The sequence below is a fragment of the Duganella margarita genome, assembly GCF_009857535.1.
Taxonomy (GTDB): Bacteria; Pseudomonadota; Gammaproteobacteria; order Burkholderiales; family Burkholderiaceae_D; genus Rugamonas; species Rugamonas margarita.
In genome coordinates, this window is record NZ_WWCS01000017.1 from 62809 (window position 1) to 75299 (window position 12491).

Consider the following 12491-nt stretch of genomic DNA (forward strand, 5'->3'; position numbering starts at 1 on the left):
CGGCGGCTTGATTATATGTCACGTGTTGTTATGAAAACGATTTCAAACCGCTTTTTCATTAAATACCGCCCCCTGCAGAAAGTCAATCTGTCAGGAGTATTCAAATTGCCTGACAGGTGCAGAATTTATGGTAACCTTCTGCGAAAAGGTTTTCATAACTACATCGACAGGTCATACTTTGGCAGACACTTCCCACTCCTCCGGCCCATCAACCTTGATGGATGTTGCACGCCAGGCGGGAGTGTCCCCCAGTACGGTTTCCCGGATTCTGAACGGCACCGCCAAGGTTTCGGACGACAAGCGCCAGGCAGTATTGGCCGCCATCGCGCAGATGAATTTCGCCCCCAACCAGATGGCGCAGGGCCTGAAAAAAGGCTGTTCGATGACCATCGGCATTGTGGTGCAGGATATCTCCTCGCCGTTCTTTGATGAAACACTGCGCGGCGTCGACGACGGCCTGAAAGGCACTGGCTACGCCTCGGTGATCGTCAGCGGCCACTGGAATGCGGAAGAAGAAACCGACCGCATCCGCCTGCTGCTGGCGCGCAAGGTGGATGGCATCATCCTGCTGTCCGGCCGCATCGGCGACGAGGCGGTGCTGGCGTTTTCCGGCCAGCGGCCGATCGTTTCCACCGGCCGCGCCCTGCATACCCGCAGCGCGCTCGGCTTCAAGATGGACAATGAATACGGCGCCTATCTGGCGGTGCACCACCTGATCGAACTGGGCCACCGCGAGATTGCCTTCATTTCCGGCCCCGCCAACAATATCGACGCCAACGAGCGCCTGGCTGGCTATCAGCGCGCCTTGCAGGAGGCCGGCATCGCAGTCGATCCGAACCTGATCGTCGAAGGCAATTATCACGAGGCCAGCGGCATGCTGGCCATGAACCGCCTGTTCGATACGCATCAGCAATTTACCGCCGTGTTTGCCGCCAATGACCTGAGCGCCTATGGTGCGCGGCTGGCCCTGTACCGCAAGGGCATCCGCGTGCCGGACGATATCTCGCTGGTCGGCTTCGATGATTTGCCCGGCTCGTCGTACACCACGCCGCCGCTGACCACGATCCGCCAGCCGCTGTACGACATCGGCCGCATCGCCACCCAGGCCTTGCTGCGCATCATCAATGGCGAGGAAGCGCGCGGCGAAGTGCCGCCGCTGGAGCTGATCGTGCGCGAAACCACGCGCCGCCGCTAAGTAAAGTATCCACACGAATCCCGGGTGATTTCAGCAGGGACGGCGTAACCGCTTTACAATAATGATCGTTTCGCCAAAAATACCCGGTTTTCAAAAACCAACTCACACCAAAGGAAGAACAATGGAACATACTCTGCCACCTCTGCCATATGCCATCGACGCCCTGGCGCCGGCCATCTCGCAAGAAACGCTGGAATACCACTACGGTAAGCATCATCAAACGTATGTCACCAACCTGAACAACCTGATCAAAGGTACCGAGTTCGAAAACCTGTCGCTGGAAGAAATCGTCAAGAAATCGTCGGGCGGCATCTTCAACAATTCGGCCCAGGTATGGAACCACACCTTCTTCTGGAACAGCCTGACTCCAACCGGCAAAGGCGCACCAGACGGCGCGCTGGCGGACGCCATCAACGCCAAGTGGGGTTCGTTCGACAAGTTCAAGGAAGAGTTCACCAAGTCGGCCGTTGGCAACTTCGGTTCGAGCTGGACCTGGCTGGTGAAAAAAGCCGACGGTTCGCTGGACATCGTCAACACCTCGAACGCCGCTACTCCGCTGACCACCGACGCCAAAGCGCTGATCACCGTCGACCTGTGGGAACACGCTTACTACATCGACTACCGCAACGCGCGTCCAAAATTCCTGGAAACCTTCTTCAAGCTGGCCAACTGGGACTTCGCTGCCGCCAACTTCGCCTGAGCGATGCCGGCAGCGTAATGAAAAGCCCGCTTTGATGCGGGCTTTTTTTTGGGGGAGAACATGATGAACACGCTCGCTTACCGGAAATGCCTGGCCGCCACACTCGCCCTGCTGGCCACAACCGCCACCGCCATGGCGCAGACCGACTCCGGTTTCGCCGGCGGTGCTGCGCGCGGCGCGTATATCTCGCCGCTGCTGCCGGGCAGCCATCAGGTCAGCCTCAACGGCATCGCCACCCATTACCAGGTGAGCGGCGAAGGGCCGCTGCTGGTGATGCTGTCGCCATCCTGGGAAACCGGTTCAGCCGAGCTGTCGAAAAGCTTCACACTGGTGGCCTACGACATGCCGGCCAGCGGCGACCAGCCGACGGCCGATCACCTCGAAGCACTGCGCCGTTACCTGAAGCGCGAAAAGCTCGACCTGCTCGGCTACGCGCAAGGTAGTGAGCTAGCCATCGCCTACGCCTCCCGTTATCCAGACCGCGTGCGAAAACTGGTGCTGGTCGATAGCCAGCCACTCATCAAACCCCGCACGCTGGTGATCTCCGCTAACAGCAGCCACTTCGTCAAGGATGTCTCCATCTTCCTGCTGGACAGTGGTTTTTGACGTTGGTTTGCGCTGCGACAAAGCTTCGACATCGTGCTAGCATATCTTCGCAAGACGGAGGACGTCATGAAAAAGCTACCCGAATACGAAGTTGACCCTAATCTCGGCAAACCACCAAAGGGGGCCGTTTTCGAGCGCCGCCCAATCCATGCGCACGAAATTGATTGGGAACTCCATCGCAAGCTGTTAGAGACCCGTTCATTCAAGGCCGCAACGCACGAGGACTTTGACCGCATCCGCGCTGAGCTCAGAAATGAGCAGGGTAAAGTTTGACGTTGAGAGCGACGGACGATTTTTAGCCTCACTCAGAGATCTCGGCACGGAGCCTGGGGACCGAATTCTTGCCATGCTGGATGGCATGGATGATTGCATCTCGTGGACCGCGATGCTCAGGGATTACGGCTGGCATGAAATTATCCTCGTCCCTACTGACGGCTTCCCGGGCGGCAATCGTCTATTTAGTTTCATCCTCTATTTTTCCCCCGATGAAGTCTATGAAATCGTCGCTCACAATTATGCGCCGCCTGAAGTGGTGTGCGTCCTGGCGCGCGTAACCAGGCTGGTGTGAAGTTGTCGCGGCGCGACTATAATCGTTGGACTCAACCTAACCCGGAGACCTTCGATGACCTATCTCGCCGCGCCGCACCGTTACGATGACATGCTGTACCGCACCTGCGGCCGCAGCGGGCTGAAATTGCCGGCGATGTCGCTCGGGTTGTGGCACAACTTTGGCGACACCAATACCCTCGCCTCCCAGCGCGAAATGCTGCGCACGGCGTTTGACCTGGGCATCACCCACTTCGACCTGGCCAACAACTACGGCCCGCCGTACGGCTCCGCCGAAGCCAATTTCGGCCACCACTTCAAGCAGGATTTCAAACCTTACCGCGATGAGCTGATCATCTCCACCAAGGCCGGCTGGGATATGTGGCCCGGTCCTTACGGCCAGGGCGGCGGTTCGCGCAAGTACGTGCTGGCCAGCCTCGATCAATCGCTGCAACGCATGGGCCTCGATTACGTCGACATCTTCTACTCGCACCGCTTCGATCCGGACACGCCGCTGGAAGAAACCATGGGCGCGCTGGCGCATGCGGTCCAGCAGGGCAAGGCGCTGTATGTGGGCGTGTCGTCCTACTCCGCCGAGAAGACCGCCGAAGCCGCGCGCCTGCTGAAGGAGTGGAAAGTGCCATGCCTGATCCATCAGCCTTCCTACAATATGCTGAACCGCTGGATCGAGACCGAAGGCCTGCTCGACACGCTCGGCCAGGAAGGCATCGGCTGCATCACGTTTACCGCGCTGGCGCAGGGCATCCTCAGCGACAAGTACCTGAACGGCGTGCCGGCCGATGCGCGCGTCAACCGTCCGGGCGGCGGTTCGCTGCTGCCGTCGCATCTGAGCGAAGCCAATCTGGAACGCGTGCGCGGCCTGAACGAAATCGCCAAGCGGCGCGGCCAGACCCTGGCGCAGATGGCGCTGGCCTGGGTGCTGCGCGACGAACGCATCACCTCGACGCTGATCGGCGCCAGCAACGCCACGCAAATCCGCGAAAACGTGGCCGCGCTGCAGAACCTGTCCTTCAGCGCGGAAGAACTGGCGCAGATCGACGCGCAGGCCCAGGAAGGCGCCATCAATCTGTGGGCCGGTTCGTCGTCGCACAGATAAATGGACCGTTTCAATGCCATGCGCATTTTCACCCGCATCGTCGAACTGGAAAGTTTCAGCAAGGCGGCGGAGGATTTGCAGATTCCCGCCGCCACCGCCACCTACACCATCAAGCAGCTGGAGGCGCGGCTGGGCGTGCGGCTGTTGCAGCGAACCACGCGCCACGTCAGCACCACGCTGGATGGCCAGGCCTACTACCAGCGCTGCGTGCGCATCCTGGCCGACGTGGAGGAGACCGAGGTGGGGTTCGGCAACAGCGGCGTCGCGCCGCGCGGCAGGCTGCGCGTGGATTTACAGGGAACGCTGGCGCAGCATTACGTGCTGCCCCGGCTGAAAGAATTCTTCGCGCGCTATCCGGAGATGGAACTGGAAATCGGCATGGGCGACCGCCTGGTCGATCTGGTGCGCGACGGCGTCGACTGCGTGCTGCGGGTGGGCGAGTTGCGCGACTCCAGCATGGTGGGCCGGCGCGTCGCCAGCCTGCAGCAGGTCACTTGCGGCAGCGCCGCCTATTTTGAACAATACGGCACGCCGCTGACGCTGGACGACCTGCTGACGCAAGGCCACCGTGCGGTGAACTTCTTTTCGTCCAGCACCGGCAAGATGTTTCCGTTCGATTTCATCGTCGACGGCGAACAGCGCAGCATCACCCTGCCCGGCCACGTCTCGGTTGCCAGCGCCGAGGCGTATGCGGCCTGCTGCACGCATGACCTGGGCCTGGTGCAGGCGCCACGCTACCACCTCGACCAGCAACTGCGCAGCGGCGCCTTGCGCGAAGTGCTGGCGCAATGGCGTCCGCGGCCGATGCCGGTGTCGGTGCTGTATCCGCAACAACGCCAGCTATCGCCGCGCGTGCGGGTGTTTGTCGACTGGTTGAGCGACGTGATGACCGCCGCCAGCTAGTTTTTTAGTTACTGCGCGACCAGTCGCGGCGCTCTTCGCGCGGCGGCTGTGGCGGCACGTCGCGCTCAAGATCCTCATCTTCCGGCACGGCCTCGTGGAATTCGCCGTCCACCAGGGGCATGGTCTCAACCCGGTCGAAGCCAATGTCGCTGCCCTCTTCGCCCATGCCGACGCCGCCGCGTTCGCCGGTGCCTTCGGCATCGGTGTCGCTATCGAGTTCGCTATCCGGTTCGCCGGTCACATCGCTGCCGCTGTCGGAGTTGTCGCTCGGACCCAAAGCGCGCGTGCCGTGGCCGCGGCCCAATACACGGTCGGTGCCTGCGGGGATGTTGTCCGGGTCCAAAGTGCTGTCAGCCATGATCGCCTCCTTGCCATAAAAATCACATTACACCACAGTTCGTGCCCCAGTTCGGTGCGCCGCACCGCATAAGGCTGCGCATAAACGCTATCGTGCTCATAGGAATTTTTTACTTTACAAATGTAATGTTCATCTCTATAGTTATATTCATCCAAACCGGAGAACATCATGAGCACAACCACCAAACACCTGCTGAGCGCTGTCGCCACCGTCGCCTTTGCGATCGCCGCAACGGCGACCACTGTCACCAACGCCTTCGCCGAAGCACCCGCTGCACCAGCAGCACCCGCTGCGCCGGTCACCAAAACCGTCAAGGTGGAAGCTCCTGCGGGCAAAACCCGCGCCGAAGTGCAGGCCGAGTACCTGGAAGCGCGCAAAAACGGCACGCTGCTGGAAACCGAAGCCGACTTCGACGTCGCCCAGACCCGCAAACAGGTTGTAAAACACTAAGCATCCGCCCGTGAAGCAGCTCTCGTCCCGCCTTGCTGTTCCCATGCTCGCCTGCGCGCTGGCTGTCCTGGCCGGCTGCGCCGACATGGGTAACATCAAGCCGCAAGCCACCCAACTCAAGCCCGCCGAACTGAATCCGGGCCGGGCCATCGCCGCCGCCAGCGAAAACATCGCCTGGCCCGACGAGCGCTGGTGGGAAGCGCTGCACGACGAGCAGCTGAATCAACTGGTGAATGCCGCCCTGAGCGACAACCCCAATCTGCGCGCCACGCTGGCCCGCGTGCGTCAGGCCGAAGCACTGGCCGGCGTCGCCAAAGCGGCAACGCTGCCGCGCGTGGACGCCTCGGCTTCGGCCGACCGCGAGTTGTACTCGGCGCACAGCACGATCCCCGCGCCACTGGCCGGGAACTACGCGTGGAAGAACACGGCCACGCTATCCGGTTCCTACGATCTGGATCTGTGGGGTCGCAATCGCGATGCGCTGGCCGCAGCGCTGGACGAGGTCCACATGGCTGCCGCCGAATCGCAAATGGCGCGCCTGACGCTGGAGACCTCGATCGTGCGCAGCTACATCCAGCTGTCGCTGGAGTACGCGTTGCAGGACAGCGTGGCCGACAACCTGGCGCAGCGCCAGCGCATCCTGGAGATCACGCGCCGCCGCAAGGCGGCCGGTCTGGCCAGCGATATCGATGTAACGAGCATAGAGACCACGCTGCCGGCTGGCCGGCGCGAGCATGAGCAATACGGTGAAGCCATTGCCCTGCTGCGCAACCAGCTGGCGGCCCTGATCGGCAAAGGACCGGGCGACGGTGACACGATCGCCCGGCCGACGCTGGCCCTCAAGCAAGGCCATGGCGCCGCCGTGCCATCGACACTGCCGGCGGAGCTGGTCGGCCGCCGTCCCGACATCGTGGCGCAACGCTGGCGCGTGGAAGCGGCCGGCGCCCGCATCGACGGCGCCAAAAAGGATTTTTACCCGAACATCAACCTGGCGGCGTTTGTCGGCATGCAGTCGCTGGGTTTTGGCCACTTCCTCGACGCCGGCTCGCGCATGCGCGGCATTACGCCGGCCATCAGCCTGCCGGTGTTTGAGGGCGGCCGCCTGCGCAGCCAGCTGGGCAACCAGACCGCCGTGTACGACGGCGCGGTCGAGCAGTACAACGCCACCGTGATCCAGGCCATGTCGGACGTCGCCAACGCGGTGGTGAAAATTGAATCGGTCAAGGAGCAGGATAAACTGGCGCAACGCGCGCTGGAATCGGCGCGCCGTCAGCAGCACCTGTCCGAGCAGGCCTACCGCGCCGGCCTGACCGATACGCTGAACGTGATCAACGCCCAGCTGACATTGTTGAACGAGCAGCAGCAGATGGCGCAGGTAGCCAGCAAACAGCTGGATAATTACGCTTTATTGATGTCGGCGCTCGGCGGAGGCATTAAACTGGATTTTTGATTGACACTTTAAATAGTACAATCAGGTCCTTTCCAGAAAAATATCATAGGAGTGGCAATGAGTAGTTTTGAAGCGACTAAAAAGCGCCTTAAAAATATCCATGGCCGAATACCGGAGTTCCCTGAGGAGTTGATGCGGCTGTTGCGCATGACTTACCACATCCAGAAACGGATGAAAGATTTAAGTAACGCCGCACTGCGCAAATATGAGCTGGTAGACGCCAGCTACATGGTGCTGGCGGTGCTATACGGTTCGGACAATGAGACCTCGACCGCGTCCACGCTGGGTGAGGCTTGTATGGAAAAGCCGGCCAACCTGACGCGCGTCTGCAACGACCTGGAAGCCCAGGGCCTGATCACGCGCGGCAACCGGCCCGGCGACCGCCGTTGCGTGATGATCTCGCTGACGGATGAAGGCCGCGCGCTGGCCGAGAAAGTGCTGCCGGAAGTCTGGAGCACCACCACCCGCGCCTATGACGGCTATAGCGCGGAAGAAGTCAAACAGTTGGAAAGCCTGCTGAAGCGGCAGCTCGATAATTTAGAATCACTCACCTAGTCAGCCAGTCCACATGAACGCCTCTCCCGCCGCCTCGCCCTCTCCGGACCACAGCGCGGCGCGCAGAGCGTTCAACTGGCTCAAAGCCGAGACCAGCGCCTGGGCCGGCACCGACGGCCAGCGCTGGATATTCGTCGCCAAGGCCATGCTGGCCTCCTTCTCGGCGCTGTGGCTGGCGTTCCGCCTCGGGCTCGACGCCCCTTACACCGCCCTCGCCACCACCATCGTACTGGCCCTGCCCAGCAGCGGCATGGTGCTGGAAAAAGCCCTGCACCGTTTTCTCGGTACGCTGGTCGGCTGTTCGGCCGCGCTGGCGCTGGTGGCGCTGTTCCCGCAATCGCCGCCGGTGCTGTTCCTCGGCCTGGCGCTGTGGGTGGCGCTGTGCACCGGCGGCGCCGCCATGCACCGCAACCAGCAGTCGTACAGCTTTGTATTGGCCGGCTACACCGCCGTGATGATCGCCGTACCGTCGGTCGATGCGCCGTCCGGCGTGTTCACGCTGGCCGTCACCCGCGTGACCGAGGTTAGTCTCGGCATCATCTGCTCGGCGGTGGTGCACGACGTGTTCTTCCCGCGCCGTCACTCCGGCGCCGTGATGCGCACCGTGCAGGCGCGCTACGCCGGCTTCATCGGCTTTTGCCGCCAGGTGCTGGAGCACCGCATCACGCCGGCCGACGCGGAGCTGAGCCACCTGAAGTTCGCGGCCGATATCGCCGCGCTGGAATCGGGCCGCGCCGCCGCCTTCTTTGAAGCCGGCCATTCGCGCGCGCAAACGCGCCAGCTGCACGCCTTCAACGCCGCCTTCATGACGGCGCTGACTACCTTCTACACCTTGCATCGTCTGAGCGACCGCCTGCGCGGCGCCGGCGAAGGTCCGGTGCTGGCGCTGGTGGAACCGATGTACGCCCATCTGGCGCAAGCCATGAGCGAGGAGCTGACGCCGGCCCGGCTGGCGCAGATGCGCAGCAAGCTGGCCGACGACAGCGCCGCCGCGCGCACGCAACTGGCCGCCGGCGCCGAACTGGAACGCGCGCAGCAGATCGACTTCGACACGGCGGTGGAACTGCTGCAGCGCTTCGCCGGCAACCTGGCCGATTTCGCCGCGCTGTACCACGGCCTGGCGCAACAGAAGCGCCAGCAGGTCAGCGATCCTGGCGCCTATTCGCCCAAGACGCCACCCGCCATCATCGTCGCCAGCGGTTTCCGCGCCGGCGCCACGCTGCTGGTGACGGTCGCCATGTGGTACTGGCTGGCGTGGCCGGCCACTGTCAACGCCATTTTGATGGCGACCATTTTCTGCGCGCTGGCGTCGTCGTCGCCGCGTCCCACCGCGCTGGTGCAGCAGGTGGCGATCGGCTTCATCATCGCCATGCCGCTGGCCTTCATTACCGAATTCTTCATGGTCTCCAGGGCCGACAGCTACTGGCCAATGGTGCTGGCCGCGCTGCCGCTGTTTTCACTGGCGGCCTGGCTCACCAGCAGTCCGCGCTGGTCCGGCGTGGGCATCGGCATGGGCATGTTCTCCGCCACGCTGGTGGTGCCGGCCAACCTGATGCACTACGACGTCGAATCCTTCATCAGCAACGAACTGGCGCTGACCATGGGCGTGGTGGTCGCCTTCCTGATGTTCAAGGTAGTGCTGCCGGAGCACACGATGGGCCATCGCGGCCATGTGGCGGCGGCGCTGTGGCGCGAGGCGCAGAACGCCTGCCGCGCGCGCCTGCACCGCCTCAAGCGCCGTTTCGACAACCGGGTGCGCGACTTGCTGAGCCAATTGAACGCCACCGCCGGCCCGGTGCCGGATGCGGCTACCCGCGCCGTGGTGCGCCAGGGCCTGACCTTGCTGGAGCTGGGCCACGCCGCCATCGAGCTGCGCCAGCTGATCGCCGCCTCGCATGCCGGCAACGCGCGCGACAGCCTGGAAACGGTGCTGCGCCAGTTGGCCGCCTATCTCGACGCGCCATCTGCCGCTACCGGCCAGGCCACGCTGGACGCCGTGCTGCAAGCCGGGACGGCGGTGCGCGCCGCGCTGCCGGACGCCCATCCCGAGCGCCGCGCGCGCCTGCATATGGCCCTCACCGACCTGCATTCCATTTATACGTCCTTGCTGGACCAGCTTTCAGGAGAACCGCATGTTCCAACACCTGCCGCGTGAAGTCGATTTTTTCGGCGTGCTGCTGCCCGGCGTGCTGCCGGTATTCCTCCTCAGCGCCGTGCTGCAACTGGTGCTGGACGCGGCGCTGAGCCACGTCGGCGCCTACCGCAACAGCTGGCACCCGGCGCTGGTGCGGCTGTGCATGTTCGTCTGCATCTTCAGCATCTTGCTGGTCACGCTGTACCAATAACACCTTCATTTTTCCGTGAGAGCCTTCTGTGAGCGCATCTAAAATTTTCCGTTTTTGTCTGACCATGCTGTTGCTGGGCGCCGCGCTGTTCGCCGGCCGCACCGCCTGGGATCACTATATGGAATCGGCCTGGACCCGCGACGGCCGCGTCAAGGCCGACGTCATCACCATCAGCGCCGATGTCTCCGGCATCGTCACCGAGGTGCTGGTGCACGACAACCAGCTGGTGCAGAAAGGCGATGTGCTGTTCGTGATCGACAAGGCGCGCTATGAAAACGCGCTGCTGCAATCGAAGGCGCTGCTGGCGTCGCAGCAGGTGGAAAAAGGCCGCCGCACCAGCGAAGCCAAACGCCGCGCGGACCTCGACAGCTCGATCGTCTCGGCCGAAAGCAAGGAGACCGCGCAGGCCGCAGTCGGCACTGCGTCGGCGCAATACCAGGCCGCCGTCTCCGCGCGCGACCTGGCGCAGCTGAATGTGGAACGCACCGTGGTGCGGGCGCCGGTCACCGGCTACGTCACCAACCTGAATGTGTATGCGGGCGACTTCGCCGCCGTCGGCGCCGCCAAGCTGGCGCTGATCAACGCATCGTCGTTCTACGTGGTAGGCTACTTTGAAGAGACCAAACTGCCGCTGCTGAAAGTGAACGACAAAGTGGAAATCCATATGATGAGCGGCCAGGCAGTACTGCAAGGCCATATCGAAAGCATCGCGCGCGGCATCACCGACCGCGATGCGAACCTGGGCCGCGAACTGCTGGCCGACGTCAACCCCACCTTCAACTGGGTGCGGCTGGCGCAGCGCGTGCCGGTGCGCATCCACATCGACGCCAAGCCGCAAGACCTCGACCTGGTGGCCGGCACCACTTGCACGGTGGTCATCCATGGATAGCCAGGTAATACGCCTGTTCCTCGACGCCGCGCAGCTGGGCAGTTTTTCCGCTGCGGGCCGCAAGCAGGGCATGTCGCCGGCGGCAGCCAGCGCCAGCATCCAGCGGCTGGAGGCGTCATTGCAGGTCAAGCTGTTCGAGCGCACCACCCGCCAGCTGCGGCTGACCGAGGAAGGCAGGCTGTATCGCCACTTCAGCGAACAGGCGATGGCGTTGATGGCGGAAGCGGAATCGAGCCTGCACGCCGGCACAGATAGTGTGCGCGGCATGGTGAAGATTTCGGCGCCGTCGGACCTGGGCCGCAATGTGCTGATGCCGATGCTGGACGCGTTCCGCGCGCAGTATCCGGAAGTGCAGTACGCGCTGACGCTGAGCGACAACACTTCGAACATGGTGCAGGATGATATCGACTTGGCGCTGCGCTACGGCCAGCTGGCGGACAGTGACATGGTGGCGCGCGTGCTGGCGCCAAGCCGGCGCGTGGTATGCGCGGCGCCGTCGCTGATCGCGCAGACCGGCGGCCCGGTATTGCCGGAAGACCTTGCCGACCTGCCGACACTGGTGCTGGTGACGGCGCTCGGCCCGATGCAGGACTGGCGCTATTGCAGCAACGACGACGCCGACGAACGCCTGTCGGTGCGCGTGCGCCGCACGCAGCAGAGCAACGACGGTGAGATAATCCGCAAGTGGGCGATTGCGGGCCAGGGCTACGCCTACAAATCGATCCTGGATATCTCGGACGACCTGCGCTGCGGACGGCTGGCGACGGTGCTGGACGAATACTTCACCGACAGCGCGCCGCTGAATATTCTCTACCACCGCAACCGCTATCAACCGCCGCGCATCGCCCTGCTTATTGCGTTTTTGATGCAGCGCTTTGCGGACCTGGCATAACGCCCATCTGCTGCAACAGCGTCAGGTTGTCTTCCAGATGCCAGTTCTCGGCGATGCGGCCATCCACCACGTGATACAGGTCGAAGGCCTGGAAGTCGATCGCCTGGCCCTTGCCCTGCACCTCGCCGAACTTGCCGGTGAAATGGCCGGTGAAGTGCAGCCGCACCGATACCAGTTCGCCGTTTGGCACGATGTGGGTGGCTTCCGCTTTCAGATCCGGCACGGCGGCGCGGAAGCCTTTGGAGGCCTGCAGCGGACCGTTGACGCCCTGCTCCCGGCCAGCCGGCAGCGTGCGGTCGATGAAGTCGGGGGACAGCGCTTGCCGCGCCAGCGCCGGGTCGCCGGTATTCCAGAACGCGGCGTAGATACGGGCGGCGTCGGTCACCGGGTCGGCATAGGCCGCGCCAGCTGCCAGCAGGCTTGCAAGAATCAGAGCTTTCATGGTGCTTCCTTTCATAGAGGGGATGCACCATTCTGCCCGCGTC

16 protein-coding genes are annotated in these 12491 nt (G+C 63.0%); 14 read left to right on the forward strand and 2 right to left on the reverse strand.

The features are described 5' to 3' along the window. The first annotated feature begins 217 nt into the window (after positions 1-217). From GTP55_RS22255 to GTP55_RS22285, 7 genes are all read left to right on the forward strand, one after another. Entirely contained in the window at positions 218-1195 is a 978-nt protein-coding gene (locus GTP55_RS22255; RefSeq protein ID WP_110846820.1) for a LacI family DNA-binding transcriptional regulator, read from the forward strand. Between the two features lie 121 nt (positions 1196-1316). After that, on the forward strand, positions 1317-1895 hold the full coding sequence (gene sodB, locus GTP55_RS22260; RefSeq protein ID WP_110846821.1) for a superoxide dismutase [Fe]: 579 nt from the start codon (positions 1317-1319) through the stop codon (positions 1893-1895). A gap of 63 nt (positions 1896-1958) precedes the next feature. After that, a complete protein-coding gene (locus tag GTP55_RS22265) occupies positions 1959-2501 on the forward strand; it encodes an alpha/beta fold hydrolase (RefSeq protein WP_161047020.1) in 543 nt (180 codons plus the stop codon). Between the two features lie 66 nt (positions 2502-2567). After that, positions 2568-2774, forward strand: coding sequence for a hypothetical protein (locus GTP55_RS22270; RefSeq protein ID WP_161047021.1), 207 nt, complete (start codon positions 2568-2570; stop codon positions 2772-2774). After that, positions 2755-3069 carry a hypothetical protein gene (locus GTP55_RS22275; protein WP_161047022.1) on the forward strand — a complete coding sequence of 105 codons (315 nt, stop codon included), beginning with the start codon at positions 2755-2757 and terminating at the stop codon, positions 3067-3069. The genes GTP55_RS22270 and GTP55_RS22275 overlap by 20 nt, the downstream gene beginning before the upstream one ends. 54 nt (positions 3070-3123) lie before the next feature. Then, positions 3124-4164: an L-glyceraldehyde 3-phosphate reductase gene (mgrA, locus tag GTP55_RS22280; protein WP_161047023.1), complete on the forward strand. Its 1041-nt coding sequence runs from the start codon at positions 3124-3126 to the stop codon at positions 4162-4164. Then, positions 4165-5067 carry a LysR family transcriptional regulator gene (locus tag GTP55_RS22285; RefSeq protein ID WP_161047024.1) on the forward strand — a complete coding sequence of 301 codons (903 nt, stop codon included), beginning with the start codon at positions 4165-4167 and terminating at the stop codon, positions 5065-5067. A 4-nt stretch (positions 5068-5071) separates the two neighbouring features. Here GTP55_RS22285 and GTP55_RS22290 read toward each other — a convergent pair whose 3' ends face one another. After that, entirely contained in the window at positions 5072-5425 is a 354-nt protein-coding gene (locus tag GTP55_RS22290) for a hypothetical protein (RefSeq protein WP_161047025.1), read from the reverse strand. 168 nt (positions 5426-5593) lie between these two features. On the opposite strand from GTP55_RS22290, the gene GTP55_RS22295 reads away from it, so the two are divergent. The 7 genes from GTP55_RS22295 to GTP55_RS22325 all read left to right on the forward strand — a co-directional run bounded on the left by GTP55_RS22295 (position 5594) and on the right by GTP55_RS22325 (position 12006). Continuing rightward, a complete protein-coding gene (locus tag GTP55_RS22295; RefSeq protein ID WP_161047026.1) occupies positions 5594-5875 on the forward strand; it encodes a DUF4148 domain-containing protein in 282 nt (93 codons plus the stop codon). A 10-nt stretch (positions 5876-5885) separates the two neighbouring features. Continuing rightward, positions 5886-7325 (forward strand): efflux transporter outer membrane subunit, encoded by a 1440-nt coding sequence (locus GTP55_RS22300; protein WP_371868403.1) that lies wholly within the window; start codon positions 5886-5888, stop codon positions 7323-7325. Between the two features lie 171 nt (positions 7326-7496). Next, complete coding sequence (locus GTP55_RS22305) at positions 7497-7880, forward strand: MarR family winged helix-turn-helix transcriptional regulator (protein ID WP_371868404.1); 384 nt, start codon at positions 7497-7499, stop codon at positions 7878-7880. Between the two features lie 13 nt (positions 7881-7893). Further along, the gene (locus tag GTP55_RS22310; protein ID WP_161047028.1) at positions 7894-10035 is read left to right on the forward strand and encodes an FUSC family protein; all 2142 of its coding nucleotides are present in this window, start codon (positions 7894-7896) and stop codon (positions 10033-10035) included. Then, positions 10013-10225: a DUF1656 domain-containing protein gene (locus tag GTP55_RS22315; RefSeq protein WP_229258108.1), complete on the forward strand. Its 213-nt coding sequence runs from the start codon at positions 10013-10015 to the stop codon at positions 10223-10225. Before GTP55_RS22310 ends, GTP55_RS22315 begins: the two co-directional genes overlap by 23 nt. 28 nt (positions 10226-10253) lie before the next feature. Continuing rightward, positions 10254-11114: an efflux RND transporter periplasmic adaptor subunit gene (locus GTP55_RS22320; protein WP_161047029.1), complete on the forward strand. Its 861-nt coding sequence runs from the start codon at positions 10254-10256 to the stop codon at positions 11112-11114. Then, positions 11107-12006 (forward strand): LysR family transcriptional regulator, encoded by a 900-nt coding sequence (locus GTP55_RS22325; protein ID WP_161047030.1) that lies wholly within the window; start codon positions 11107-11109, stop codon positions 12004-12006. The genes GTP55_RS22320 and GTP55_RS22325 overlap by 8 nt, the downstream gene beginning before the upstream one ends. Here GTP55_RS22325 and GTP55_RS22330 read toward each other — a convergent pair. Further along, entirely contained in the window at positions 11966-12448 is a 483-nt protein-coding gene (locus GTP55_RS22330; RefSeq protein WP_229258109.1) for an ester cyclase, read from the reverse strand. The two genes, GTP55_RS22325 and GTP55_RS22330, sit on opposite strands and share 41 nt — an antisense overlap. Positions 12449-12491 lie beyond the last annotated feature (43 nt).

What these genes read in the sequence shown, in the direction of transcription:
- sodB (WP_110846821.1), top strand. Translation starts at nt 1,317, where the DNA reads ATGGAACATACTCTGCCACCTCTGCCATATGCCATCGACGCCCTGGCG.
- mgrA (WP_161047023.1), top strand. Translation starts at nt 3,124, where the DNA reads ATGACCTATCTCGCCGCGCCGCACCGTTACGATGACATGCTGTACCGC.
- GTP55_RS22325 (WP_161047030.1), top strand. Translation starts at nt 11,107, where the DNA reads ATGGATAGCCAGGTAATACGCCTGTTCCTCGACGCCGCGCAGCTGGGC.
- GTP55_RS22255 (WP_110846820.1), top strand. Translation starts at nt 218, where the DNA reads ATGGATGTTGCACGCCAGGCGGGAGTGTCCCCCAGTACGGTTTCCCGG.
- GTP55_RS22270 (WP_161047021.1), top strand. Translation starts at nt 2,568, where the DNA reads ATGAAAAAGCTACCCGAATACGAAGTTGACCCTAATCTCGGCAAACCA.
- GTP55_RS22275 (WP_161047022.1), top strand. Translation starts at nt 2,755, where the DNA reads ATGAGCAGGGTAAAGTTTGACGTTGAGAGCGACGGACGATTTTTAGCC.
- GTP55_RS22305 (WP_371868404.1), top strand. Translation starts at nt 7,497, where the DNA reads ATGAAAGATTTAAGTAACGCCGCACTGCGCAAATATGAGCTGGTAGAC.
- GTP55_RS22295 (WP_161047026.1), top strand. Translation starts at nt 5,594, where the DNA reads ATGAGCACAACCACCAAACACCTGCTGAGCGCTGTCGCCACCGTCGCC.
- GTP55_RS22265 (WP_161047020.1), top strand. Translation starts at nt 1,959, where the DNA reads ATGAACACGCTCGCTTACCGGAAATGCCTGGCCGCCACACTCGCCCTG.
- GTP55_RS22330 (WP_229258109.1), bottom strand. Translation starts at nt 12,448, where the DNA reads ATGAAAGCTCTGATTCTTGCAAGCCTGCTGGCAGCTGGCGCGGCCTAT.
- GTP55_RS22285 (WP_161047024.1), top strand. Translation starts at nt 4,165, where the DNA reads ATGGACCGTTTCAATGCCATGCGCATTTTCACCCGCATCGTCGAACTG.
- GTP55_RS22310 (WP_161047028.1), top strand. Translation starts at nt 7,894, where the DNA reads ATGAACGCCTCTCCCGCCGCCTCGCCCTCTCCGGACCACAGCGCGGCG.
- GTP55_RS22290 (WP_161047025.1), bottom strand. Translation starts at nt 5,425, where the DNA reads ATGGCTGACAGCACTTTGGACCCGGACAACATCCCCGCAGGCACCGAC.
- GTP55_RS22315 (WP_229258108.1), top strand. Translation starts at nt 10,013, where the DNA reads ATGTTCCAACACCTGCCGCGTGAAGTCGATTTTTTCGGCGTGCTGCTG.